This window comes from Acetilactobacillus jinshanensis, from assembly GCF_004359375.1.
GTDB lineage: Bacteria > Bacillota > Bacilli > Lactobacillales > Lactobacillaceae > Acetilactobacillus > Acetilactobacillus jinshanensis.
Map to the genome: position 1 here is coordinate 863,679 of NZ_CP034726.1, position 25,450 is coordinate 889,128.

General features: G+C 40.4%; 30 protein-coding genes and 1 pseudogene. 20 read left to right on the forward strand and 11 right to left on the reverse strand.

All coding sequences use genetic code 11. The annotated features are described in order from the left end of the window. Positions 1-43: 43 nt before the first annotated feature. From ELX58_RS04025 to aroE, 3 genes are read left to right on the forward strand one after another with little or no spacing between them, the layout of a single operon-like run. Positions 44-904 carry a prephenate dehydrogenase gene (locus ELX58_RS04025; protein WP_133441878.1) on the forward strand — a complete coding sequence of 287 codons (861 nt, stop codon included), beginning with the start codon at positions 44-46 and terminating at the stop codon, positions 902-904. Continuing rightward, the gene (locus ELX58_RS04030; protein ID WP_133441879.1) at positions 901-1,419 is read left to right on the forward strand and encodes a shikimate kinase; all 519 of its coding nucleotides are present in this window, start codon (positions 901-903) and stop codon (positions 1,417-1,419) included. The genes ELX58_RS04025 and ELX58_RS04030 overlap by 4 nt, the downstream gene beginning before the upstream one ends. Further along, positions 1,412-2,287: a shikimate dehydrogenase gene (gene aroE / locus ELX58_RS04035; protein WP_133441880.1), complete on the forward strand. Its 876-nt coding sequence runs from the start codon at positions 1,412-1,414 to the stop codon at positions 2,285-2,287. The genes ELX58_RS04030 and aroE overlap by 8 nt, the downstream gene beginning before the upstream one ends. A 94-nt stretch (positions 2,288-2,381) precedes the next feature. Here aroE and ELX58_RS04040 read toward each other — a convergent pair whose 3' ends face one another. Further along, on the reverse strand, positions 2,382-2,771 hold the full coding sequence (locus ELX58_RS04040) for an aggregation-promoting factor C-terminal-like domain-containing protein (protein WP_133441881.1): 390 nt from the start codon (positions 2,769-2,771) through the stop codon (positions 2,382-2,384). A 340-nt stretch (positions 2,772-3,111) separates the two neighbouring features. Between ELX58_RS04040 and ELX58_RS04045 the strand changes: the two genes are divergently transcribed. The 4 genes from ELX58_RS04045 (at position 3,112) to ELX58_RS04060 (ending at position 5,664) form a co-directional block, all read left to right on the forward strand. After that, on the forward strand, positions 3,112-4,446 hold the full coding sequence (locus tag ELX58_RS04045) for a dihydrolipoyl dehydrogenase family protein (protein ID WP_133441882.1): 1,335 nt from the start codon (positions 3,112-3,114) through the stop codon (positions 4,444-4,446). Between the two features lie 191 nt (positions 4,447-4,637). After that, positions 4,638-4,949, forward strand: coding sequence for a thioredoxin (trxA, locus tag ELX58_RS04050; RefSeq protein WP_133441883.1), 312 nt, complete (start codon positions 4,638-4,640; stop codon positions 4,947-4,949). A gap of 21 nt (positions 4,950-4,970) precedes the next feature. After that, positions 4,971-5,405, forward strand: coding sequence for a peptide-methionine (R)-S-oxide reductase MsrB (msrB, locus tag ELX58_RS04055; protein WP_133441884.1), 435 nt, complete (start codon positions 4,971-4,973; stop codon positions 5,403-5,405). Next, positions 5,377-5,664: a hypothetical protein gene (locus tag ELX58_RS04060; RefSeq protein ID WP_133441885.1), complete on the forward strand. Its 288-nt coding sequence runs from the start codon at positions 5,377-5,379 to the stop codon at positions 5,662-5,664. The genes msrB and ELX58_RS04060 overlap by 29 nt, the downstream gene beginning before the upstream one ends. Before the next feature lie 91 nt (positions 5,665-5,755). Here the strand turns inward: ELX58_RS04060 and ELX58_RS04065 are convergent, their stop codons facing one another. Continuing rightward, entirely contained in the window at positions 5,756-6,403 is a 648-nt protein-coding gene (locus ELX58_RS04065) for a DNA-3-methyladenine glycosylase (RefSeq protein ID WP_162614634.1), read from the reverse strand. 122 nt (positions 6,404-6,525) lie between these two features. Here ELX58_RS04065 and ELX58_RS04070 point away from each other — a divergent pair, with 122 nt between their 5' ends. Both ELX58_RS04070 and ELX58_RS04075 read left to right on the forward strand, forming a co-directional pair. After that, entirely contained in the window at positions 6,526-7,203 is a 678-nt protein-coding gene (locus tag ELX58_RS04070; RefSeq protein ID WP_133441887.1) for a glycosyltransferase family 32 protein, read from the forward strand. Between the two features lie 223 nt (positions 7,204-7,426). Continuing rightward, positions 7,427-8,656: an MFS transporter gene (locus ELX58_RS04075; RefSeq protein WP_133441888.1), complete on the forward strand. Its 1,230-nt coding sequence runs from the start codon at positions 7,427-7,429 to the stop codon at positions 8,654-8,656. 829 nt (positions 8,657-9,485) lie between these two features. Here ELX58_RS04075 and ELX58_RS04080 read toward each other — a convergent pair. From ELX58_RS04080 to ELX58_RS04090, 3 genes and pseudogenes are all read right to left on the reverse strand, one after another. Continuing rightward, positions 9,486-10,421 (reverse strand): L-lactate dehydrogenase, encoded by a 936-nt coding sequence (locus tag ELX58_RS04080; RefSeq protein ID WP_133441889.1) that lies wholly within the window; start codon positions 10,419-10,421, stop codon positions 9,486-9,488. A 31-nt stretch (positions 10,422-10,452) separates the two neighbouring features. After that, positions 10,453-11,617, reverse strand: a pseudogene (locus ELX58_RS04085) (aminotransferase class I/II-fold pyridoxal phosphate-dependent enzyme). A 227-nt stretch (positions 11,618-11,844) separates the two neighbouring features. Then, entirely contained in the window at positions 11,845-12,414 is a 570-nt protein-coding gene (locus tag ELX58_RS04090; RefSeq protein WP_133441890.1) for a hypothetical protein, read from the reverse strand. Positions 12,415-12,480: 66 nt separating this feature from the next. On the opposite strand from ELX58_RS04090, the gene ELX58_RS04095 reads away from it, so the two are divergent. From ELX58_RS04095 to ELX58_RS04105, 3 genes are read left to right on the forward strand one after another with little or no spacing between them, the layout of a single operon-like run. Next, the gene (locus tag ELX58_RS04095) at positions 12,481-12,852 is read left to right on the forward strand and encodes a DUF2255 family protein (protein WP_162614635.1); all 372 of its coding nucleotides are present in this window, start codon (positions 12,481-12,483) and stop codon (positions 12,850-12,852) included. Further along, a complete protein-coding gene (locus ELX58_RS04100; protein ID WP_133441892.1) occupies positions 12,849-13,520 on the forward strand; it encodes a DUF6198 family protein in 672 nt (223 codons plus the stop codon). The genes ELX58_RS04095 and ELX58_RS04100 overlap by 4 nt, the downstream gene beginning before the upstream one ends. Before the next feature lie 13 nt (positions 13,521-13,533). Further along, entirely contained in the window at positions 13,534-14,052 is a 519-nt protein-coding gene (locus ELX58_RS04105) for a zinc ribbon domain-containing protein (RefSeq protein WP_133441893.1), read from the forward strand. Between the two features lie 108 nt (positions 14,053-14,160). Here ELX58_RS04105 and ELX58_RS04110 read toward each other — a convergent pair whose 3' ends face one another. After that, the gene (locus tag ELX58_RS04110) at positions 14,161-14,604 is read right to left on the reverse strand and encodes a nucleoside 2-deoxyribosyltransferase (protein ID WP_133441894.1); all 444 of its coding nucleotides are present in this window, start codon (positions 14,602-14,604) and stop codon (positions 14,161-14,163) included. Between the two features lie 35 nt (positions 14,605-14,639). Beyond that, complete coding sequence (locus ELX58_RS04115; protein ID WP_133441895.1) at positions 14,640-15,311, reverse strand: deoxynucleoside kinase; 672 nt, start codon at positions 15,309-15,311, stop codon at positions 14,640-14,642. 197 nt (positions 15,312-15,508) lie between these two features. On the opposite strand from ELX58_RS04115, the gene ELX58_RS04120 reads away from it, so the two are divergent. Beyond that, a complete protein-coding gene (locus tag ELX58_RS04120; RefSeq protein WP_133441896.1) occupies positions 15,509-15,949 on the forward strand; it encodes a nucleoside 2-deoxyribosyltransferase in 441 nt (146 codons plus the stop codon). A 69-nt stretch (positions 15,950-16,018) separates the two neighbouring features. Here the strand turns inward: ELX58_RS04120 and ELX58_RS04125 are convergent, their stop codons facing one another. Together ELX58_RS04125 and ELX58_RS04130 are read right to left on the reverse strand one after the other, a co-directional pair. Continuing rightward, entirely contained in the window at positions 16,019-16,489 is a 471-nt protein-coding gene (locus ELX58_RS04125; protein ID WP_133441897.1) for an aggregation-promoting factor C-terminal-like domain-containing protein, read from the reverse strand. A 301-nt stretch (positions 16,490-16,790) separates the two neighbouring features. Further along, a complete protein-coding gene (locus tag ELX58_RS04130) occupies positions 16,791-18,050 on the reverse strand; it encodes a transposase (protein ID WP_335878650.1) in 1,260 nt (419 codons plus the stop codon). A 365-nt stretch (positions 18,051-18,415) separates the two neighbouring features. Between ELX58_RS04130 and ELX58_RS04135 the strand changes: the two genes are divergently transcribed. The 6 genes from ELX58_RS04135 (at position 18,416) to ELX58_RS04160 (ending at position 22,011) form a co-directional block, all read left to right on the forward strand. Further along, positions 18,416-19,774: a dihydrolipoyl dehydrogenase family protein gene (locus ELX58_RS04135; protein WP_133441898.1), complete on the forward strand. Its 1,359-nt coding sequence runs from the start codon at positions 18,416-18,418 to the stop codon at positions 19,772-19,774. A 15-nt stretch (positions 19,775-19,789) separates the two neighbouring features. After that, the gene (locus tag ELX58_RS04140) at positions 19,790-20,050 is read left to right on the forward strand and encodes a hypothetical protein (RefSeq protein WP_133441899.1); all 261 of its coding nucleotides are present in this window, start codon (positions 19,790-19,792) and stop codon (positions 20,048-20,050) included. A 22-nt stretch (positions 20,051-20,072) separates the two neighbouring features. Further along, a complete protein-coding gene (locus ELX58_RS04145) occupies positions 20,073-20,405 on the forward strand; it encodes a hypothetical protein (protein ID WP_133441900.1) in 333 nt (110 codons plus the stop codon). Between the two features lie 66 nt (positions 20,406-20,471). Next, positions 20,472-20,924 carry a flavodoxin family protein gene (locus ELX58_RS04150; protein ID WP_162614636.1) on the forward strand — a complete coding sequence of 151 codons (453 nt, stop codon included), beginning with the start codon at positions 20,472-20,474 and terminating at the stop codon, positions 20,922-20,924. Positions 20,925-20,977: 53 nt separating this feature from the next. Next, a complete protein-coding gene (locus ELX58_RS04155; RefSeq protein ID WP_133441902.1) occupies positions 20,978-21,292 on the forward strand; it encodes a hypothetical protein in 315 nt (104 codons plus the stop codon). A 50-nt stretch (positions 21,293-21,342) separates the two neighbouring features. Next, entirely contained in the window at positions 21,343-22,011 is a 669-nt protein-coding gene (locus ELX58_RS04160) for a hypothetical protein (RefSeq protein ID WP_133441903.1), read from the forward strand. On the opposite strand, the gene ELX58_RS07885 is transcribed toward ELX58_RS04160, so the two are convergent. Next, positions 22,008-22,157, reverse strand: coding sequence for a hypothetical protein (locus tag ELX58_RS07885; RefSeq protein WP_162614637.1), 150 nt, complete (start codon positions 22,155-22,157; stop codon positions 22,008-22,010). The two genes, ELX58_RS04160 and ELX58_RS07885, sit on opposite strands and share 4 nt — an antisense overlap. 164 nt (positions 22,158-22,321) lie before the next feature. Continuing rightward, on the reverse strand, positions 22,322-23,704 hold the full coding sequence (locus ELX58_RS04165; protein ID WP_133441904.1) for an amino acid permease: 1,383 nt from the start codon (positions 23,702-23,704) through the stop codon (positions 22,322-22,324). Between the two features lie 511 nt (positions 23,705-24,215). Between ELX58_RS04165 and ELX58_RS04170 the strand changes: the two genes are divergently transcribed. Then, positions 24,216-24,665 carry a universal stress protein gene (locus ELX58_RS04170; protein WP_133441905.1) on the forward strand — a complete coding sequence of 150 codons (450 nt, stop codon included), beginning with the start codon at positions 24,216-24,218 and terminating at the stop codon, positions 24,663-24,665. Positions 24,666-25,450 lie beyond the last annotated feature (785 nt).

Sequence of the window (25,450 nt, forward strand, 5' to 3'; positions counted from 1 at the left end):
ACGACTTTTTTGTTTAGATGAAAGAATAAAGCAGTGATAACAAATGAAAGTTTTAGTTAACGGAACTGGTTTGATCGGTGGCTCTGTAATCCGTAACATGCGAAAAGCACATCCTCAACTTAATATCATTGGATCAGATGTTAACAAAGCTAATTTATATTATTTACTTAAAAAGCATTTGATTGACCATGCTGAGCCATTTATGAAGGCGGCATCCCAAGCGGACGTCATTATCTTAGCTACGCCGGTCAACGTAATTATTAAGAATTTGCATCAGTTAACTTTAATTCATTTAAAGCCCAGCGTCCTGGTTACTGATGTTGGTAGCAGTAAGCAGCTGATTCTTAAAAACGCTCAGCAATTAATGAAAAAAGGCGTCCATTTCCTGGGCGGTCATCCATTTTCTGGATCGCATTTAACTGGAAGTGAGAATAGTCGTTTAAATTTGTTTCAGCAGCGCGCTTATTTCTTGGTTAAAGGTAACGCAACTGAAAAAGACGTGAAGTTGTTTGAGTGGTTAATGAACGGATCAGATGCCATCTTCAAGATGATTAGTGCTGAACATCACGATCAGTTATTGAGCTTTATGAGTCATTTACCGCACGTGGTTGCGTTTAGTTTGATTGACACAATTGCTCCACAACTTCGCAAGATGGGGATTAAGCCGGCAATTGGTGCTGGCGGAATTCGTGATACGACCCGAATTGCGATGGGTGATCCCAAAGTGTGGGCTTCAATCTTTAACAGCAATTCAAAATTAATTACTGATCAGATCAATCGATTTGAACAGAAACTCAATGATTTTAAAAAGATTATTGAACATCATGACGTTAATAAAATGGAAAAAGATATTGATCAAGATAATCATGTTCGTAAATCAATGGGAAAGGATAAGTCAAAATGAAGTTAATTATTATCGGTTTCATGGCTAGCGGCAAAAGTACTATGGCAAAAATTTTAAGTCAGAAATGGCAGTTACCAAGTCATGATTTAGATCAGATGGTTCAGCAGAATGCTGGAATGTCGATTCCGGAATACTTTAAAAAATACGATGAAGCTCACTTCAGAGCTTTAGAAACGGATACTTTAGGGATGGCTCTAAAGCAGACCGGGATCTTATCTACCGGTGGTGGCACCCCGATGCGCGAAGTTAACTTCGACGCAATTCAAAATCAGTCAGCTCCGGTCGTCTTTTTAAACGCTTCCGATCAAACCATTCAGCAGCGTTTAATTCATGATGGTGCTAGTAGTCGACCGTTATTCCAGAAACTTGGCATGGACGGCATGATGCAGCTAAAACACCGTCGTCAGTTGACTTACGAACGTTTAGCTGATCGAATCATTAACGTTAATAACGAAAATCCGGTCTTCAACGCCGACCGGTTAGTAGATAAGTTAGGGATGGTCACCAATGGTTAATATTGATGGACACACGATTTTAACGGGGGTTCTAGCCCACCCGATTCGACATTCTAAATCACCGTTGATGCACAATAATTCGTTTGCGAAGCTGCACCTTAATTATGTTTACTTAGCTTTTGATGCTCTGAAGAACCAGTTCTCGGATGCCGTTCGAGCAATTAGAGCGCTAGACATGCGTGGGATTAACGTTTCCATGCCTTATAAGCAAGCCATTATGCCTTACATGGATCACCTGGATGAGACCGCAAAATTAGCTCATGCAGTTAATACCGTCGTCAATGATCACGGTGTCTTAACGGGTTACACGACCGACGGGATCGGTTTCGTTAACTCACTGTTAAACCGTGGAATTGGGATCAAGGGCAAGAACGTGATCATTGTCGGTGCTGGTGGCGCCGCAACTCCAATCTCAATGCAGACGGCGGAAGAACAGCCTAAGCAGTTATTAATCTTCAACCGTAAAAATGGGCATAGCTTTAGGAACGCTGAACGAAATGCCAAGTTGATTAACAAGAGTCATCCCGGTTTAGCAAAAGTCTTTGATTTAAATGATCGGGCAAAATTAAAAGCGGCACTTCATGATTGTGATATTTTCTGTGACGCCACTAGTGTGGGCTTTGGTAAATTAAAGGATCAAAGTGTAGTTACTGATCCATCGTGGTTCCATCCGGATATGGTAGTTTATGATACGGTCTATGCACCGTTAGAAACCTGTCTTATGGACGTTGCTAAAAAGGCTCATGTCAAACATGTTTACAATGGACTAGGGATGCTCTTAGAACAGGGCGCCGCTTCATTTAAGCTTTGGACCGGGAAACGAATGCCCGTTGATTACATCAGAAAACTGCTCTTGAAATCGAAATAGTAATTTAATTGAGAATACAAAAAAGACGTTCAAATTAATTGAACGTCTTTTTTGTGTCTATCTTTTAGGTATGTGTGTTAAGTTAGTTTTAAATTTAGTACCAGCCATGGCTCATCCAAAAACGTTTGGCGTGAACCCAGGAACCGTAACGGGTCTTAGCATAAGTATCACCGACTTTAACCTGATGCTTATGGTTTAAGTTAACGTGACCGTTCTTGTAGCCTAAGTAACCAGCTGCTAATTCCTGTTTACTTAAACCGTCACGGAACCAGTTATTCTTATGACTAGTTTGGGCTTTGTTATTTACTTTATTCATTAAGTTAGGTTTATTTTGAGCAGTTTGCTGCTTTCGAACGTTCTTCTTACTAATGGCAGTGGTGTTAACCTGACTAGCCTGTGCAGATTGCTGATTAATACTAGCACCAACACCAACAAACATCATTAATGAGAACAGCGCTAAATAAACTTTCCGACTTAACTTCATAAATAACATCCCTAATTTCGATAAATAGATTAAATAGATTTGCTGGCTCTCTGGCCAACTCGACATTTTATATAGTACGCTCGGAATGTTAACGGGAGATTATGAGAATATTACAGGACCGTTACATAAGATTAAATTCAGTAATATTACCCACACTAATTACTATCATAGCAACTTTTACATTACGTTCAGATTAATCAATTTTAAGAAAGAATAACAAATATTAAGATCACATTAAATATGATCACGTTTTGTATTATTTTGAAATATCGTGTACTTTATATTTGTGTACTACACATTATCGTGATAATCTTAAAAACGTGAAAGGAGCTGACAAGTTATGAATAAATATGACTACGACGTTTTGTACATTGGTGCCGGACATGGCACGTTTGACGGTGCCGCACCGTTAGCTAAACAGGGTGTTAAGGTCGGCGTCGCTGAAGAAGATCGAATTGGTGGGACTTGCCCAAATTGGGGCTGTAACGCCAAGATTACTTTGGATGCTCCCGTTAAATTAACTCGTGAACAAGAAAATCTTAAAAATATTTTAAACGGTCATACTTCAATTGACTGGTCAAAGAATATGAAACACAAACATCAGGTGATCGATGGCTTACCAAAGGCCATCGGTGGCATGTTGAAGAGTGATGATATCGATATTTTACATGGCCACGCAGCTTTAGTTGATAAACACACGGTCAAGATTGGTGATAAGACTAAGACCGCCAAGAACATCGTGATCTCAACTGGGTTACGTCCGCATCGGTTAGATGTTCCTGGTAAGCAACTCGCTCATGATAGTAAGGACTTCCTTAATCTGAGCAAGTTACCAAAACAGATTGCGATCGTCGGTGCCGGTTACGTTGCCATGGAATTTGCCACGATCGCCAGCGTCAGTGGTGCCCAGGTAACCGTCCTGATGCATCATGGCCAGGCCCTTCGTCGTTTCTACCAGCCTTACGTTAAAAAAGTAATGGCTGAAATGAAGAAGCAGGGCGTTAAGTTCGTTCCGAACGCTAACGTTGCCGGTTTCGCCAAGAGCGGTGATCACTTAGTCGTTAAGTACGGTCATAGCAAACAATTAAACGTGGATTACATCCTAGACGCCAGCGGTCGAATTCCGAACGTCGAAAACATCGGTTTGGATAAAGTCGGTGTTAAGTATGACGTTCGGAAAGGAATTGCCGTTGATGATCATTTACGGACTAGTGTAAGTAATATTTATGCTTCCGGAGACGTCATCGACAGTAAAGAACCGAAATTAACGCCAACCGCTGTCTTTGAAAGCACCTATTTGATGAAGCTTTTCTCTGGTCAAACCAAAGCTCCGATCGATTTTCCAATTATCCCTACGGTCGTCTTTACTTCTCCTCGTATCGCTGAAATGGGTGTGCCAGTTGCCGAAGCCGAAAAGAGCGATCAGTACCAGGTCGTTCATCACGACTTGACAGCGGACTGGTATCGTCAGGTCGATCAGGAGCCCGTTGCTGATGTCTCCCTTGTATTTAACAAACATCATCAGTTAGTAGGTGCTACCGAAGTCAGTGATAAAGCCGACGACGCGATTGATACGTTATTACCTGCTGCTGAACTGAAGCTTAACAAGCAGCAGATTGGTCGGCTTGTCTACTTGTTCCCGTCGATCGCTAGTGACGCCTGGATGAATCTCTAATTTAAGATACTCGTATGCCTTTCTCATATAAAAGAGATGCCGATTTTTTGGCATCTCTTTTATTTTTATATATACATCTTGCACAAAAGGGTTGTATACGATATAAATATGCCTATAATGATAATTGTAAATGAAGATAAACCATAAAGTTTATTTAGGATACACTGTTTAGAGAGACAGGAGGAATTCTCATGGTTAATGAAACTAGCGATCAAAAATTTGATCAAGATACTGCTAAAGGTTTGAGTTTAACGGATTTCGGTGCTAGCTGGTGCGGTCCTTGCCACATGGAAGCACCGATCATCGCTAAATTAGCAAAAGACTTGGGTAATAAAGTTAACGTCTACAAAATGGACGTCGATGCTAACCCAAAGACCGCCCGTGCATTAGGGATCATGGGAATTCCAACCATGGTCGTCAAAAAGGACGGTAAGATCGTTGACCGGGTCACCGGTGTTCACAGCGAAGATCAGTTGAAAGCCGTATTAGCTAAACACGCTTAACTAATTTTTGGAGGCCGTTGCATGAAAAACAGTAAGTACGAAGCAAACATCAAAAAATTAACTCCTGAACAATATAAATGTACTCAGCAGCGGGGGACCGAGTGGGCCTTTACTGGTAAGTACAATGATTTCTATAAAAAGGGCATCTACGTTGATTTGGTCAGCGGTGAACCACTGTTTAGTTCAGCCGACAAGTATGATTCCGGTTGTGGCTGGCCAGCATTTACCACGGCCATTCCAGGTGCTTTGACTTCTGACGTTGACACCCGTGCTGGGATGGTTCGAAATGAAGTTCGCAGTAAGAAGTCCCATTCGCATCTAGGTCACGTTTTTGATGACGGTCCAGTTGACAAGGGTGGCCTCCGTTACTGCATTAATTCAGCATCGCTGAAGTTCATTCCGCTATCTGACATGAAAAAGGACGGTTATGGTGACTACATCAAGTACGTTGGGTAAACAGAAGTACCTAGATGAGTTGACCTACGAAAGTCCTGACGTGGTGTTGGGTAACATTATGAGTGATTATCATTACTCATTAAATCTCCATGACATCATTGATCCGTGTGACTGGCTACACCATTGTAATTATCAGCATCTGAAAATGAACGATATTGATAAGAAAATAATCCAGTCTCAGCAGCCAATGTTTTATAATGCTGTTCAGCACCGTCCCGTTAATCGTCAGGACGTTATTAAGATCGTTAAAGAGCTCTAAATTTGCATTGCAGAAGATTATCAAGCAATAATAAAAAATCTCGGTTCATAGCTTTGGTGAATCGAGATTTTTTATTGTCTAATTTAATTTTTTAATTTATTTTCCAGCCGTTATTGGGTAAAACGTCACGTTTACTCATCTGTGAAACGTAAGGATTACCCTGAACGTAAAATCGAAGCTGATCTCCCTGGTTAGGTCCCTTGCTGACGCCAATTCGAGCGCTGCGAATAATCCGTTTAGCAGTTCGCTTATGGTCAAGGTCGATTCCCAACGGGCCGTTGTTACAAAGTGTCAAGCTATAACGATTATTAGTGATCCCAAAGGCCTGCATTAATTTAGCTGGGCCGTTAGTAATATTGACGCCACGTTGTTTACGGTTTCGCACCATAAAGTATTTGCCCCGAGCGGGCTCGATAGCCCGGATCATGATTCCACTGGGTTGACCTTTCGGTTGATCAACGATTCCGAAGACTTCCCTAGCGTGAATTTTATAGATATACATGGTTCCCGGAAGACCGTATAACGGTTTGCTTGATTTGGTGACGTGATTTTTATACGCATATGATGTTGAATCATTAGCGCCACCGTAGGCTTCGTCTTCGACGATATAGCCGGCTAAGGTTCCTTGAGAACCATGATAGTACATCGTGCGGCCGATTAAGTCTTTAGCAATGGCGGCCGGTGAACGATGGGCAAAGAACTGATCTAATTTATCTTTTAGAGTTGGGGTAGTGAACACTTCGATTCTATGGATAATTTCACCCTTAATTCTAACAGGATTTTTAGAAATCGGGGCTCGGAAAGCCTTTGATATGTTAAAATTAACAATACAACATTAAAATACAAGGAAAGATTAATCATATGAACGAAATTCCAAACGTTATTCATTACAGCTGGTTTGAAAAGGGTGCCATGCCCCAGGACGTTAAAGATAACATCCAATCCTGGAAGAGATGCTGCCCTAAGTACAAATTAATTTGCTGGACACCGAAAAACTTTAACGTTAATAAAAAATTATTTACCCGTCGTGCGGCCAAACAGCAAAACTGGTCAGCAATCAGTGACTACGTTCGCTTAATGGCTTTACGTCAAATGGGTGGTGTGTACTTGAACGTCCACACCCGAATGTTTAAGTCACTGGATCCGTTGATGCACCGACAATCATTCATCGGTCTTTCACGTCCGGGTGCCATTAGTGCTAACCCAATCTGGGCTGCCAAACCAATGGATAAAAATGTGACCGAAACGTTAGACTTCGTTAACCGAATTGCTAAACGGAACGATTTAGAAAGTCGTTTGAATGATCAGCCTTACATTACTTCAGCTCACTTCCTAAAGTACGCCTTGGCACCACAGGATGATAAGCAATTAATTAACCATTGCTCAGTCTTCCCAACGAGTTATTTTCATGCTCAGACCGATGATAACGGTCAACCATTAGATAGCACTGCGTACACGAGTTATACACCACAGCATCAAATGGCTATTGGTCATGAATTCAAGGCTCGTGTTCATTATTATCTAAAACACATGATTTAAGACCATGTTGCGAAATCACAGAATCCGCGTTATACTCAACATGAATTAATAAGGGTCTTTAATCCTAGTCCTGTGAGGCTAGCAAGATACCAAATAATTTTGCAATGAAATCAATCATTAAAATTATGAGGGGTCTGCTTGCCTAAAAGTAAGTAGGCCTTTTGAGTATCAGCACCCTTAAAATAACGAATGTCTGTGAGCATTCATTTTGGAGGTCTACACAATGGAACATGTCAATTCTAAGTCGGCTATGTCGCATAATCAGCGATTGACGCTGGCTTCCACCACAGCTGGTTTTGCTTTAGAGAACATTGATTATAACATCGTGTCGTTTACGATGTCATCAATGATTGCAACGCTAGGGATTAGTGCGGCTGCAGGTGGCTTAATTCCGTCGGTTACCAACGTCGGAATGTTGTTCGGTGGTGTGTTATTCGGTCTATTAGCAGATCGTTTTGGCAGAGTTAAAATCTTCTCGTACACCATTTTCCTGTTTGCGTTAGCAACCGGTCTGATGTACTTTGCCAACAACATCGATATCATCTATATCCTCCGTTTCTTCGGTGGTTTTGCCGAAGGTGGAGAATATGGTGTCGGTGTTGCGTTACTGGCTGAAAACTTTCCCAGCCGTGAGATCGGGCGTTTGACGTCATATGCATCAATTGGTGGCCAGGTCGGTGCCATTATCACTGCTGGTCTAGCTTCCGTAGTTATTCCGGCATTTGGCTGGCATGCCTTGTTTCTGGTTGGATTAGCACCAGCAATCTTCGCGTTCTTTGTTAGGCGTCATCTAAAAGAAAATCATCAATTCAAGATGCGTTCACACACGAAGAATTATGAGAAAAAGGTTTCAATTAAACAGTTGTTTAACACACCAAAGATGGTCTGGCAAACGATCGGTTTAATCTTAATGGTCGTTGTTCAGGTTGCCGGTTACTATGGCTTAATGAATTGGTTACCATCGATCATGCAGAAGCATCTGCACATCAGCGTTTCAAAGTCATCACTCTGGATGATCGTTACCATCATCGGTATGAGTCTAGGTATGTGGGCATTTGGTTATCTAATGGATCGATTTAGCCCACGGTTCTCTTACGGGATCTTCTTAATCGCTGCAGCAGCTGCGGTATTCCTGATCACCGTTGCCTTTAATGCGGGAACACTACTATTCGCATGTACGGTCGTCGGTTTCTTTACTAACGGGATGTACAGCGGTTATGGTGCCGTCGTTAGCCGGTTATATCCAATGAACGTTAGAGCCACCGCAAATAACTTCATTATGAACGTTGGTAAAGCTGTCGGTGGCTTTTCACCGGCAATCATCGGATTATTAATGGATAACTATTCATTAACGATGGTCATCATGATCCTGTCGGCAATGTATCTGTTCAGCTTTGTGATTATGCTGACGTTGCCGAACTTCCGGAAGTTAAAGAACGTTAGTAAAGCATAACTTTTAACTCTACGGAATGTAACTCTAATAAATAATTAATGCAATGTAATATGATTATCAAGCAAACTATGAAGAAAAGGGCGACCCTCTAGGGCATCATCCTTTTCTCGACCATCTATTCATCTCGATGATGAATAGAATGCCATAATCGTTTAATAGAATTAACTACTGATCGACAGGCATCGAGCATCGTCGAAAATTTTGACAGATCGACAGCAATCACACTTAGATATAAAGCGAGAATTACCAAAAACTGTAGAGCGGCCATTTTATTCACCGCCTTGTATGCTATAAATTAAGCGGGTTAAGCTTAAGCATACGTTAATTATCATATCATAATTGACAATCCGGTAATATCTGTTATTCTAGAGTTGAAATTGTAGAGCGGTCAATCACCGTAGCAAGTCGGTTACTTGCTGAACGATTAAAGTAGGGCGCTTTAATTAGCGCTTTTCTTTTTACCATTTTTAGAAACGAAAATAAAGAGACTGTCAAAATGACAGTCACTGATCCAACCCCAGAAAGTGTACCGCCATAAATTTACTGTAACTGAAATATAACTTTTCGGTAAATGACTTAAAACAACCCTTGTAATGATGGGTATAACTTCCGGAACATATTTGTAAGGGTTCATGAGAATTACACTAAAAAGACACCGTACTAATTAATCTGTCTTGGTAAATGTGATTTTTCTATTGTATCAATGATTATTATAAATAAGGCGACAGATAAGATACGGAGCCTTTGTAAAATTGAACAATAAAAAATCCTGATTCCAAGTAAATGCCAGAATCAGGATTTTTATTTATCTTTAATTAATAATCTTCAATTAATTCATTGAATTAATGTCTTTTTTAATACAGTCAGCTGAATGAGTTAACTTTTTCTTCTCTTCATTAGTTAAATTCAGATGAACATGCCTTACAACACCTTTTTGGCCAACGATTACAGGATAGGAAAGGTAAGTCTGGTATTCATCCCGATAGTTACATACCGGAATTTCTGTTCGGGCATCGCTCATAATGATTCGAGCTAACCTTACGGCTGCAGCCGCAATCCCGTACTGGGTGCATTGCTTATCACGGAAAACGACGAAACTTTCTTTGCGAGCTGACTGTTCAATGGAATTTAGGTCAACATGCATCTTTTTGGCTAACGGAATGATTGGTTGACTGAGCACCCGGACGGTTGACCAGGCAATGAACTGAGAACCTCCGTGTTCACCTAAGGTAAATCCCTGTACAGAACGTGGGTCAACATGAAAGGCTTCACTAACGTGTCGTTTCATTCTGGCGGAATCTAATAAAGTCCCAGTCCCAATAACCTGATTTTTCGGTAAGCCAGTGATCTTCTGATATAAATAAGTCATGACATCACACGGGTTAGTAACGACTATTAAAATCCCATGAAAGCCAGATACTTTAATGTGCTTAGCAACTGATTTAACTTCAGGCGTGTTCAATGGAAATTCAATCATCCGGTCACCAAAGCGCTTGGGGTCTTTCGGATGTAATTCAGCACCTAAATCACCTAACGTTGAGATAACGACGTCGGCATCCTTTAAAGCTGAGTAATCATTTTCTTGAATATTAACGTGATCGGGTAAATTAGGTAAGCCATCACGAATGTCTAAAGCGTTGGCGTGAGCTTTGGCTTTATTTTTATCAAAGATTACTAAATCATCAACGATTCCACTAGTTAAAAGATATTGAACAACCATGGTACCAACGTTGCCCATCCCGATTACACCAATTTTTCGTGGCATCTTTATAATCTCCTTTAATTCGGTTCAAAATCTAATGTTCATTAGCGAACTTCTGAATTCGTCGAACGGCTGCCTTTAACTTGTCAGTGCTAGCGGCGTAACTAATCCGTAAGTAACCGTCACCGCCGGGGCCAAAGACGGCACCCGGAATAACACCAACGTGAGCTTCTTTAGCTAGTTGATAACCGAATTTAAAGCTGTCCTGAGTATATTTACTGGGGATTTTGGCAAAGATATAGAAAGCACCGCTTGGTTCAGGACTCGTGAAGCCAGCTTTAGCTAGACCATCTCGTAAAAGATCACGACGTTTCTTATAAACATCGCGCATCTTGAGACCATCATCGTAACCATTCTTAAAAGCTTCGGTTGCGGCGTATTGTGCACACGTCGTGGCTGACGTGATATTAGCAGTATGGACAGAATTGATTTTAGTAATAATCTTAGGAGCTCCGCAGACGAAACCAATTCGCCAGCCGGTCATTGCGAAGGTCTTTGAAGCGCCATTCATAACGATTGCCTGGTCAGGAAGTAGTTCACCCATTGATGTATGATGATGAACATAGGTTAATTCGCTGTAAATCTCATCACTGACGCAAAAGATCTGATGCTTCTTAATCACTTTAGCTAAGGCTTCTAATTGATTACGGTTATAGGTATTGCCAACTGGATTATTTGGATAGTTCAAGACGATTGCCTTGGTCTTTGGATGAGCTTCTAACGTGGATTCTAATTTATCAGGAGTTAAAAGGAAGTTACTCTTGGATAGATTAACGTAGACCGGCTTAGCATCCATGGCTAAAATACTTGGAACGTATAGTGAAAAGATTGGGGTGGGAACGATGACTTCGTCACCTGGATTAAGAATGGTGCTAAAGACATCCCGAATTCCTTCTGATACACCTGCGGTAACGACAATCTGAGAATCCGGATTATAGTAAGTATTATATTTATCATCTAAAAATTTAGAGATCGCTTTTACGAAGCGGTAAAATCCCGCGTGGATCGGTGTAATGACTGTGATTATCTTCAATCGCTTTAATCGCAGCTTTTTTGATGTGTTCCGGGGTGTTGAAATCAGGTTCACCTAACGTAAGCTTAATGAGATCAGGAAATTTTGAAATCTTTTGATCAAAACCGATGATCGCATCGGGCTGCATCGTTTTGACATAGTTATTAATTTTGTTCGACAAGTCCATGAATATGCACTTCCTATTTTCCATTCATAATTAAAAAAGGCCCCACAATTCTTTTAGGAATCGTGAGGATTTAATTTCCTTTCATTAACTATAAGGATAATATAATCAAAATCATAGTCAAGAAAGCACATAAATTTGATTCGATATTATTGTTAATGTTTCTATTTTTTTAATTACCAACGGAAAATAAATGCATCACGAATTAACGTGATGCGCAGCATTGATTTTTAATTTAAACGGTCTTTAAAACGGCTTTTAGCCAGTTTCTTTTGCCGAGCCAGGAGGTCTTTAAGGAATTTCTGAACCACCATTAATTGTTTCTGGTTGCATTTGCTCAATTCCTTATTGATCGTCTTGACGAGCTGTGGCTGAGTCGGGTTCTTAGGCTCGATAAAGGTCGCAACTTCGAACAGACGAAAGAGGCTGTTTTCTAGTGATTTATAATTATTGCGCTTAACTTTGGCATAAAGGTAACGATTATCTTTATTAACTCCCGCAAAGTAATGCAGATGAGCCTGCCGAAGTGTAAACTTAAACTTGTTTGACGGCCGCTTATGCATATGAATAAACCAACCGACAAATTTCTGAAACTGGTTGAATTTACCGATGATCTGAATGCCGTGCATGCAGCCCACCACGTTGAATAATGGCGTGATCTTGTGGGGTGGATGGACGATCATTAGCTGAACCTGCGTTAACGGCAGGTGATGCTGAGCATAATGATACATCTTTCGCGGCACGTTGAATTCATTAGCTTGATTATCAGGTGTGATGATAAGGACCTTCCATTCTCTCATCTAGATCTATTTTACACCTATTCTTAACGGATAATGATATAATTAATACATAAAGAAGGTAATTTTTTGGCAAAGCAATGGGATCCACAACTATTGAAATCGTTAACGAACGAACAGACGATCAAGGTAGCCCCTGATTATGCAGACCATCGAGCTTTAACACCGATCATCGTCTGGTTCGTCAGGGTCGGTAATGATCTGTACGTTCGAGCGTATCGCGGTCCTAGGTCAAAATGGTATCAGTCTGCTGTTAAACAGGGGACTGGACAAGCCGAATTAGACGGCCATCAGTTAAGCGTTAAGTTCGCACCGGTCGATCGGTCTTCGTTCGTAAACAAGACCGTTAACCAGGAATACCTGGCTAAGTACCACGGTAACTCGATGCTATGGATGGTTGAAAACGCTCTGGATTCAACTTTGAAGGTCAGTCCAAAATGATGAAAGTAAAGTTAACTCGACAGGATCCAAATCGAATGCGAACCCGTGTGCTAGCCTTATTAGTTGGTTTGGCGCTAAATGCGTTTGGTAATGCTTTGACCGTTTCGTCGAACACCGGGTCAGCAGTCTATACCGCTGCATCAGTCGATTTGTATGAATTGACTGGGATCGGCATCAGTATCTACATCTTTGGATGGGGCTTACTGAACGCCATTATTAACCAGTTTCTGATTCGGCACGTTGACGTAATGCGTTTCTGTAAAGGAATTTTCTATACCTTTTTCTTCAGTTATTTTATCGATATATTTACCCACGGTTTAAACTGGCTGGGCTTACCCCAGTGCAGTTGGTTATTTCGAACGATTATTTCGTTGATCGGAGTTACCTTAATTGGGGTCTCAATCTCGATCTACCAGCGGGCTAATTTATTAATGCATCCAAACGATGATATGTCTAACATTTTACGTTTTGATTATTTACACGGCAGCGCCGTCTGGTCACAGGTGCTTGATTTAACGTTACCCGTGATCGCGATCATCGTCTGTTCACTAATGCTGTGGCATGTTTATGCCGTCAGCATCGCTACCGTCTGCTACTTCTTCCTGACCGGACCGGTTATCAAATACAGTGATAAGTGGATCTGGCCGAGCTTGAAGCATAATTTCTAGGAGGTGTTCCTCTATGAAAACTTGTCCACATTGTGGTCAGTTAATTAAATCTGATGCTGTAATTTGCCCGTACTGTGGCTACCAGCAATCTCGGATTTCACGAGATGAACATTCAAATCATAGTTATACCGACCCTGATCAAAACGAAGGTCAGCGTACTCATAACGTCCTGAAGTATTCGAAAGCTAAATTGACTGGCTTAGACTGGATTGCTTTGATCCTTAACGTTTTAGATGCAGGAACGTTGTTCTTCCTGGGTGTTCAAGGCTTGATTCGACCGTTCTACATCAATAACGTTGGAACGTTTGTAACCGTAATCCTTAGTCTTTTCGGATTCATCGCAATTTGTTTTCAGATTCATCAAAACAGAGTCAATCGATTGCCGAACTGGGCATCGTTTGTCGCCATGATTGGTGATCTTAGTGTCTTCTTTATGATATTCATGTTTAATCAACGAGTTTTACTGATTAGTCTGGTAATCCTTGTTGTGGCATTGTTGATGTTTGATCATGAATTACGTAAGACCTATTAAAAAATACATAAGACAGTAAAATGCCCGGATTTTCTGAAATCCGGGCATTTTTTGATGGGATTAAATAGTTGATTAAATATGTGGATAATGATTAAGGATTGACTAAATTTAAAAGACTTTACCTTCGAAAGGCTTAGTTGGACATGATTTAAAATCATACTTAGCAAGTTCATCAGCACTGGTTAAGTAGGCATCACAGCACATGCCAATCATCAAGTTGGTGTGTTCTTTTGGATCGAACTTAACGACGACGATCTTTTTACCGGCTTGTCTAGCCATGCCTAATTCGAATGACGTTCCACTGTCAACGTCGCCACCGTCCATGTCGATGATGGCAACGACCGTTTTACAGCCGTGAACTCTTTGAACGTCCAGATTATAGATTTGCCGGCCCCACTGAACGGTATTCTGTGGATAGTCAGCCTTTTGGTAGTGGAGTGGGGAATAAAAGCTGTGAACGGTCGGGTTCTTTTTCAACGCGTTTTCGACTGCGTGGACCCGTTTGATCTGAAGCGGACTGAAAAACGGGGCTGCTAAATAGACTTGATCCATAATTAATTATCACCTTTTAATTGAATGCTTATTTATTATTTAGCGTGGACTTTCTTTAAAGCCTTATCGATTTTATTGAGAACGATCTCTAGGTCACGATGGCTGCTTACAAAGTCATATTTGTCACCATCGATAATTAAGAGTGGGGATGCATCGTACTGTTTAGCCCAGACGGCATAGTACTTAAGTAAATTCTTGTAGTACTTCGTCAATGCCGGATTTTGGCTGGGTTGTTCGTACGGACGGTCACGCTTTTCGATTCGGTGAAGCATCGTATGGTAATTGACCTTGATGAGGATCATCAAGTCAGGCGACTTTTTATGAGCTGCGTACGGTAGTTCTTCCATCATGTTGGCCAGTAGGCTCTGGTAAATATCCCATTCTGGTTTGGTGGCGTTGCCCATTTCATAATTCATCTTCATAAAAAGACGATCTTCATAAATGGAGCGATCTAAGACGTTGTTGTCTTCCTGCATGGCTTCTTTAATCATCTTAAAACGGATGTTTAAGAAATAAATCTGCAGTAAGAAGGTGTATGGATTGGTCTTCCATTTACCTTCAGCAACTAATTTATTACCACGATAGAATAGCGGTAAAACGGGGTTATTTTTCACGGGTTCATAAAACGGTTTGGAGCCGAGGTGTTTTGACAGCTTTTCGGTTAGACTAGTCTTTCCAGCTCCGATAACGCCTGCTAATGTGATCAAGATGAGATAACATCCCTTTCCGTATCATTTGTTCAACGATTAACAAGTTACCACGAAACCGGCTTGAAAACAAGCCATAATACAAGATATAGTATATCATTTTGAATATGCTCATAGATATGGTACATTTATTTTGCAATATAGTGAAGACATTAACAAAGAATTGATAAATTATAATTCGAAGGGATGAAAACATCATGGTAAGAGTATTTATCAGCGCACCGTTTTTCAGCGATAATCAAGTTAATAAAGTTAAGACTTTAGAATGGGCTTTGAAGAAGAATCCCACGGTCGATAGTTTTTACTCGGCTCGTTTAGAACAAGGAACCAACTCCGAACCTGGTAGTTTGCAGTGGGGTAAAGAAATTTATCATCGTGACATGAACGGTTTGAAGTCGAGTGATGTCGTGGTGGCCATTCTGGACTTCGATGGCCATGATATTGATAGCGGCACTTCTTATGAGATTGGTCAAGCTAAAGCTTTAGGCAAACCGGTGATTGCGTTACGGACCGATCGCAGTAAAACTAATCTAATGATCGGTGCCAGTGCCGACGCGTCCTTTAATAGTATTAAACCTTTGGTTGATTATGACTTTAATCATGTTAAACCGAATGCCTTTAAAGGTCAGTTGTGCTAGCGATAAAAAATAGCCGCCAAATAATTTGACGACTAATGTATTTTACGTTCGAAAATTTAAAGACTTTATTTAATACCAGTGATGAGCTTGCCAGAACCGTTTAGCGTTTTGCCAAGATCCATATCGAGAATGGACGTAGGCATCAGCCACCTTAACCTGATGCTGATGATTTAGATTAATGTGACCGTTCTTACGACCTAAGTAGGACGGATCCAGCTGGAAATAGCCGATACAGCGGCCACCGTAGCTAAGGATGTTCCATCGATGACCTGATTCATGGAACGAGATCCAGTTTCTGGCGCTGAGTTCAGAGTTACTTAAGCCATCACGGAACCAGTCGTTTTTAGTTGGTTTCTGGCTAGCTTGTTTCCGGACGTGTTTAGCAAGTTTAGGTTTTTGCTGACCTTTGACCTGTTGCTTAGTGTTTCTGACGCCCTGATGAGTAGTAACGGACGGTTTGGTCGAATTAAGATTGTGGCCACGTTTCTTACGGTGCCAACGCTTCTTTTTATTGTTCATTTTACGTTGATGCGTCATCATGGCGCTTTGCTGATTACTTTTAGCGTGAGCGGAATGATTGGATTTAACGTTCGTAGCTGAAAAGGTGAGTAGTCAACAACTCGGCACTAAAGTACCGAGCTTGTAACTCACATGGCGACTAATGTTCAATAGTCGTCATACCTGTGGTAGTTAGTGCATACCTAACGGTATGCTTCCACGGCAAAGCGGTTACATTGACCTATCAGTATTCAGTGGTAGGTCGTTGGGCTAGTTGATAAGTAGCCCTAACTACTAGAGATATACTCCAATAGTTATCACGGTTGGTTACGTGACTTAACGTTTAAAACAAGGCGAGTTGCCCGTTATCTTTGATAATCAGATTAGGATTAATCGTTGGCTTGAAGTGCTTCTTGATTGATTGCACTTTTTGCTGACCGAGCCATCTAATGTTCATTGCTCCGATACGGTCGTCATTCGAGCTATATTCACAGTATTCACAGATATACTTATGGATATGGTGCTGACGATTTTGAGCTAGAACTCGTCCGCAATGCGGGCAACGCTGACTAGTGTATTTAGGATTAATTTTAATCACGATTGACTGGTTGAGTTTTGCTTTGTATTTAAGAAACTGTTCTAATTGGTAGAACGTCCAAGTTACTTGCGAGTAACGGTATTTCTTAGATACCTGTTCAGTGCTAAATCTAACGCCACGTAAATCTTCTAAAACGAACGTAGTTCGTTTGCCATAATGTCTGACGAGTGCCTTACTGACACGGTGGTTTACATTGGTCATCCAACGGTTTTCTCGTCCACTTATTGATTTTAATTTACGTTTTGCTGATTTAGTTCCCTTAGCTTGTAGGACTGCACGGTGCTTTAAGAAATGACACCGTTTACGTCTAATCTTCAAGCCGTTAAAGCTCAATGAGTGCCTATGATTATCATAAGTATACGCTAAAAATCTTAATCCACGGTCAATACCTACGGTATTCTCAGTTTGCTTATGATAATCGAAATCTGGGGTATCAACAGTACATGCAATATGCAAGTACCAGTGTCCTTGTCTGTTAAGCAACTTAGCTGTGCCTAACTTATGTGTCATACCGAGATATTTCTTAAAATATTTTGGTAAATAGTAATCAAGGACAGCACGCTTTTTAAGGGTATTGACTGATAAATGATTACAGTTATCAGTCAAACTCCAGTCACGGTTAGCTACTAAGTCAGCTTGAGGTCGATTAAATTTAATCGGGTTCCACAGCCAACCAATATTCTTATAACCGTGATACCACTGTTTAGTGTTCTGATTTTGAAACGAATAAGACTTGTGCCGAAGTTGCGTATCTACACTTTGGTATCGGGCTTTAATCGTTCTTGGGACTGATACTGCTAATTGAGATTTAAGTCCGTATTTAGCTCGTATCGTTCGGTATGTTAAACAATGGAATGCCGTAACCGAAAGGTTACAGTTATGCTTAAAGTAAACTCTTGAAGCATAATTACAGGCTTTACGATATTGCTCACAGACTTGTGAGAATAGTAAGCCTTGTTGCTGACTAGGATATAACCTAGTTTTTAATACGATTGCTTGTTTAATAAGGAGTTCACCACTTTTCTACGAAGTGCAGTATATTAGATAATCCCTATTACCACAAGCATTTTGACTACAACTTGAAAGGAAGTGAAGAGCAAAATCTACGCAATGCCTCTCGGCAATAAATTACCGAGTATCTTTGCGGATTTTGCTCGATTTAGATGAAATTATGGATAATAAACCAGTCATCAATTTCTTACCTAATTTTTTCATGAATTTCACCTCGGATTAAGACCACATTTTTATAATAGCTCATTATGAAAATGTTCGTTAATTTCAGGTGGCAGAAAAGTAAACCCTTTGTACTCCTTACTGATTAGTAGTAATCTTAAGTAAGTGACAATTTAAAAGAAGAGGGCGTATATTTAATGAGTAAAAAATATGACTATGACGTAATTTACATCGGCGCTGGTGTTGGATCAGTCAACGGTGCCGTACCGTTGGCCAACCGTGGCTACAAGGTTGCGATCGTTGAATCGCAAGCTATCGGTGGTACTTGTCCGAACTGGGGCTGTACAGCTAAATATACTTTAGATGCGCCCGCTCAGTTAGCTTACCGAGCTAACCAGTTCTCACATATCTACGGTGGCAATATACTACACGTTAACTGGAAACGTGACATGGCACGTAAGCACCGCAATATTGATAGTGGTCCGGCCACCGGAATGGAACACCGGATCAAAGCCGCCGGGATTAAGACTTATATGACTCACGGGACCTTATTGGATAACCATACCGTTAAGGTCGATGATCAAAAGATTACCGCTGATAAATTAGTCTTGGTCCCAGGGATGACACCGCACCATTTAAACGTTCCCGGAACTGAACTAACTCATGATAGCCGGAACTTCCTATCATTAGATGATTTACCGAAACGGATGGTTGTGATCGGTACCGGTTACGTTGGGATCGAATTGGCAACCGTTGCGAATGCTGGTGGTGCTGACGTCACCGTCATGATGCACCATGATCGCCCGTTACGTGGCTTCTATGAACCATTTGCTGATCAATTGGTTAAGAGCCTAGAAAAACAGGGGATGCACTTCGTTAAGAGTGCTAAAGTTGCTGGCTTCAAGAAGTCGGGTAACCACTTAGTTGTTGAATACGGTGATCATCAGGAATTAGCTACTGACTATGTCTTAGACGCCAGTGGCCGAGTACCAAACCTTAAACATTTAGGCTTAGAAAATACCAACGTTAAATACAACCGTCATGGAATTGAAGTTAACGGCTACATGCAGACCAGCGTACCAAATGTTTACGCTACTGGGGATGCGATCGACAGCAAGATTGAAAAGCTGTCACCAACCGCTACTTACGAAACCAAGTATTTAACTCGCTTATTGACGGGTGAAACCAATAAACCAATGGCAATGCCTGCTGTACCGACGGCCGTCTACTCGTCACCACGAATTGCGAAAGTTGGAGTCGATGTGGATCAGGCTAAAGCAGGTAACCAGAAGCATCCCGGCAACTTTAAGATTGTTACCAAAGATCTACGAAATCACATGTGGTACAAAGCTACCGGCCAGACACACGTTGCCGCTCGAGCATTAGTCTTTAACCGTTTTAACCGATTAGTTGGTGCTGAAGAAATCAGTGGCCGTGCCGATGATGCCATTAGTATGCTCGCTATCCTGATTTCATTACACGCCACCAATGAACAAATCGAAAACATGGTTCGCTTGTTCCCATCACAGGCGAGTGACTTATTGAGTGATTTTTAAACGGAGGTTCAATTTATGAAAAATACACAATCGTTTAATACACCAAAGGGTCTAGAAGATGTTAAGAAGAATTTTGAAGCTTGCCAAAAAGCTGTTAAGCAGGGTGATCACAAAGCAGCCGCTAAGTATTACGACGCTGCTTTTCAGGCCACATACCTATTCCCGCCTTGCAACGTGGTAAGTTCATTACGCAATGACTTTACTAATTACCAGTTCAAGAACATTCCTGGTGATTTAAAGGTCATTAATGACAGCCGAGATAAAATCAGATATTAAACCCGCTAAAGGATGAATTATTGTGATTGATACACAAACGTTATTCAACGAATTAGCACGAATTATGAATGATAATGCAGACGACTTCTACTGCCGGGTTAGTCTAGATCGCTACTTCGAACCAAATCGTGACAAAGATTTAGACTGGACCTGGAAAGCTGTTGTCGGCCACAAGTATGATCATCGGTTTTACGTTACGGTGACCAGCTTTGGCGTTACCAATGCTTCATCACTTTTAAGTAGTGACTACAGCGAAGAAACCAAGAAGCACGCTTATCAACTCTTAAATTCCTACGCTAATTACTTATCAACGATTTATGATAAGGTAGTTGCTAAGATGAACCAGAATAAATAGTCAAAATTAATTAATCAATTTGGAATCCCGTTTGGCGGGATTTTTTTATTTTGGAGGGTATTATTCGTGAAAACATTATTTATTAACGCTAGTATCCATCGACACGGTCACGTGGCTAAAATGGCACATACTTTGATTGGTGGAATGCCTGATATCACGGTGAACTTAATTGATAAGAACATCAAACAGATTGGCCAGCAGGGTAGTCATCAGGATGATTTCGCGAAAATCTGTCAGGACGTTAAAAAGGCTGACGTGGTTATATTAGGAACGCCAGTATACTGCCTTGATATGTCAGGATATCTGAAAACGTTTATCGATCGAATGAGTGAAATCTTGGTTAACCATCTGCCCAACCCGTTTTATGGTAAAAAGATCGACCTGGTCATTAATTACGAAGTTAATCCGGAAGCCGTCAAGCACATCTCGGTCGTGGTCGAGTGTGAATGCCATGATATGCACATTAAATACGGTGGTGCCGTAAGCTCATTGGTAGAAGCTAAAAAACGACCACTGTAATAGTGAATAACACAAGTCATTTTATCGTGTAATCTGCTAAAATTCGTTATAGATTGAGTAAGAATCGAGGTAATAACATGAATGCTGAAGAAAAGAAGAAATTCAGACAAAAGATGGCTCACATGTCGATGTTTCAGATCAAGGAATTAGCTAATCGAACTCATAATCCATCATCTAAAGATAAGGTTCGGTTGAATAAATGGATGGAGTCACCTGATTACCAGGCCATCAAGGAAAACGATACGCCTGGATCAACGTCTGATCCGCACGAAGACGCTGATGAAGCCATCACTAAGTACTTGCCAAAGATCAATCAACATTTAGCTAGGATTGAACAATTACTAAAGAAACTGAATCAGCAAAAGTAGACGATGATTGGATCTGATTTTGTTGAACATTATTGATCGGAGATGGTAATGTGTCACCCCAAGAGACGATTTTTTGGACAGTGTACGCACCGTTGATTATTGCGTTAGTTAGTGTCTACATTAATAACAGTGGTGATATGTATGACCTTAGAATTCACCGAATTAACCGAAGCATTGCGGCGTTGCACGGGGTCAAAAACGCAATGATCCGTCGAATTTATCAAAGATTGATAACTGATAAGGATCATCATCGGTTGGTCTATCAGGATGTTCGACATTTAGAGCCCTTATTGCTTAATATGTATTATCATTTATTCAATTATTTAAACGATCTTAACCTTAATATGTGCCACGTCAGGATGAATACCAAGCAAAGTTGGTACACTTGGCATTATTTAAAGAATATTTCCCGATATATTCAGCAGGTTCGAACGCTTACCTTTGACGTCTGGGTACCACTTGAGTTTTACTTGCGGCATTCAACCAAAAAGGAACAGGAGAGCAGCAAATATACCACTCAAGTCATTAACCGGTTCTTTAAACACGCTAAACCGCAGTCAATGGACGAGATTATGCATTCGTTAAAATATTTGGACCGTGATTTGGTTAACTTTAGAAACCTGTTAAATCCATTGCGTAATCAATGGTTGATCACTTACGAATTCAAACGGCCGTTCTTGGGTGAGCAGTTAATTAAACGGTATCACATGAAATTTTAGTGAACCCAATAGATAATTACGGCATAGACGACGATCGTTCCCAAAAGCATAAGTACCGTACTCCAGGTAATGGATCGCACGTAGCAGATATACATAATTAACCCAATGAAAACTAGGGTACTGATAATTAAAATCAAAAATGACATGGTATGGTCTCCTCATTTATGCATTACATTCATGGTAAATAAGTCTAGGGGTGAATGTGTGTTGATAAATAAGGTGCTAAGATGTTAATTTTACAATAAAAAGGACGTTACTAAATCGATAGTAACGCCTGCTGCGCTTGAAATAGCGCCTTTTTTATTAACTATTACTTCGTTACCTGTTTGTTATATTTAGCGTAGTAGATAATCGTCATAATGATTAAGAAGACGACACCTAACAGTAACGGAATCTGGGTATCAGGGTTTAAAGCCATAAAGATAACGGTCAATCCTAACATGATAAAGACGAAGTAATTACTGGTTGGTGAGAACGGCATCTTGAATGGATGTTTTTGAATAATTGCCGGACTTTCTTGTTTTCTGAATTTCAGCTGGCTGACCAAAATTACGAACCACGGTACCATGCCAGGTAGAACACTTGAACTGTAAATCATAACGAAGACTTTGCTGCCATCGTTAAGAACCATTGGTAGAACGATGCTTAGAACGACACCTAATAACAGACCAATCGCAACGGCAAGAACCGCGATGTATGGAACACCGCGTCGGTTCAATTTAGCGAAGCTCTTCGGTAATTCGTGCTTCTTAGCTAGTGCGTAAGCCATGCGACTGATGTTATAGATTCCTGAATTACAACCTGAGAAGGCTGCGGTCAAAACAACAAAATTAATGATTCCGGCAGCCACTGTAATGCCTAACTTAACGAAAATTTCAACAAATGGCGAACCGATGGTCTTTAATTCGTTCCAAGGGTAAATACTGATGATTACGAAAATAGAACCAATGTAAAAGATTAAGATTCGATAAATGGTCGACTGAGTAGCTTTAATGATCGACCGCTTTGGGTTCTTAGCTTCACCAGCGGTCGTACCCATGAATTCAACGATGCCTTGATATGAAGCTAAAACGATCGCAAAGGCGAAGAAGAAACCTTTTACGCCGCCGGCAAAGAAGCCGTGGGTCCAAAGGTTACTGATGCCAGTGGGATGCATCCCGTTACCGAAGCCAAAGAGGATCACACCAAATCCAGCGATGATCATTAGAATAATGGTGAAGACCTTAATAAACGAAAACCAGTATTCAAGAGTCCCGAATGATCTGACCGAAACTAGATTAATGCTTTCTAAGAAGACGATTGCGATTAAACTTGGGATCCATTTCGGTAGGTTTGGCCACCAGAAACTGCAGTAGACACCCATGGCGACAACTTCACTCATGCCGACCATGACCCATTCGAAGATGTTACTCCAAGCTGACAGGTAACCGAATACCGGGTGCATATATTTAGTAGCAAAATCGGCAAATGATCCCGTGACGGGCTTGATGTATAACATTTCACCTAGAGCTCGCATAATCAGATACATAACGAGTCCAGCTATAGCATAGTCAATTAAAACTGAAGGTCCGGTCCAGTCAATCGTGGAAGCCGAGCCCATAAACAAACCAACACCAATCGCTCCACCAAGGGCGATCATCTGAATTTTTCGCGGTGTTAACTCACGTTGAAGATGTCTAGCATGTCGAACCATAATTACAACCCCTTTCAAATTAGATAACTAAAAAGCCACGCAAGTTTCTGAACCGCGTGGCTTAAATTTTTAATTTGATCAGGTTCGATTACTTGGCTCGTTAAGCTACGCAGTCCAGAATTATCCTCCTGCGTAGCTTAATAACAATCAATACGTTATTAATTATTCCCGCAGGTTTTCAAAGCTAGAAGATGAAGAACTCGTGCTTTGAGAATCTGTGGAGGATGTTAGTAATAAATTGAACTGTCTAATTAATAACATATTGATTACATCTCTTTTCACAACCTAATATAGCATTATTAATTCTAATGTAAACTATATTTTATAAATTAATTTATATTTTTAAGATAAGGTTTCTATATATGATAAGAGGATAATCCTACATTAGATAAATTTCGTTTGAATAATCTCCGACACCATGAGCTTTATAATCTACATCGCATTATTAAAGGGGTACTATTCAAGTGGAAAGTAAATAATGGATATGTGTTTTGTTTAGGAGATGTGCCCCATGAGTAAATCAGAAAATGACTTCAGATTTAAGCGGATTATGGTCGGAATGGATGGTTCCTCCGATTCCGTATTGGCATTTCGTTATGCAGTCAGCCGAGTCAAAAACACTGACGATCTATTAATTTTATGTACCGTAATGAGTGAACGGCACGAAAACGTATTCCAAAGCCTCGAACCAAGCTTCGTTTACGGTGAAAGTGACGATGCCGTCAAGTATCTCAATAAATATAAGAAATTTGCTGAAAAGCAGGGCGTTAAGCACGTTAAATTAGTTCTTGATGAAGGTGAATCCGCTGGTGAAGTCATCATTAAGGACGTTATTCCGCATGTTGAACCCGATTTACTGATCATTGGATCAAAATCTAAGAAAGGGATTGCTAAGCGCTTCGGTAGTCAAGCCGCATATATGGCTAAGTATGCAAACATTCCGGTAATGATCGTTCGCTAATTTACATATTTATTTTTGGAAAATTGTTCGCTCAACCTAAATTAATGTTTAAGCAATGTTAAAAATGTTAAAATAACGTTGTTCAGGATAATAACCTGAATAAACACTAAGAGATGAGAACGTCTTTTCGAGACGTTCTTTTTGTTTACTAAAAATCGACATGTAATACCTTGGAAATTACCACGAAGTAAACTTGCAATGGTGTTTAATATAAGAATTGCAAAAAGGTTTCTATGTCCTATGTTAGTTGTCGGATGCCACAGTGTGTTCGTCTGGCGCATGGCAAGTCCAAGTTATCGTGTAAAAGCGTTTGTGTCTGTTGTGTGTTTGAGCTAGCTTAGAAACTAGGCCTTTTTGTTTTTGTCTAATTTTTGGTTATAAATTGGATGTTACTGGTATAATGATAATCGTGAGTATATTACTTTGTAATTGAAAAAGGGATGTCAGTGATGACACCCCCTTTTTTAGTACCCAGTGAGTATGATAAACTTACAAGTGAAAGAATTATTGAATAATTCTTTTGTCAATCCACTAGGGCGCCATTATGGCGTCCTTTTTATATGCAAAATAATAGACGCCCAATTTTTAGTCGGGCGTTTTTTGGTATTTTCATTGATAAAAAACATAATGGTTCAGTGATGTTTTAGTGATATAATAAAAATGTTTTGTGAGTCTAAATTAATGCTTATGAATATTACCCTTATTTTTAGTGATTAATAAGCACTAACTTCACATTTCTTTCTGCTGTATGACTATTGTCAACCCGGTCGTCAATGTAATTTTGA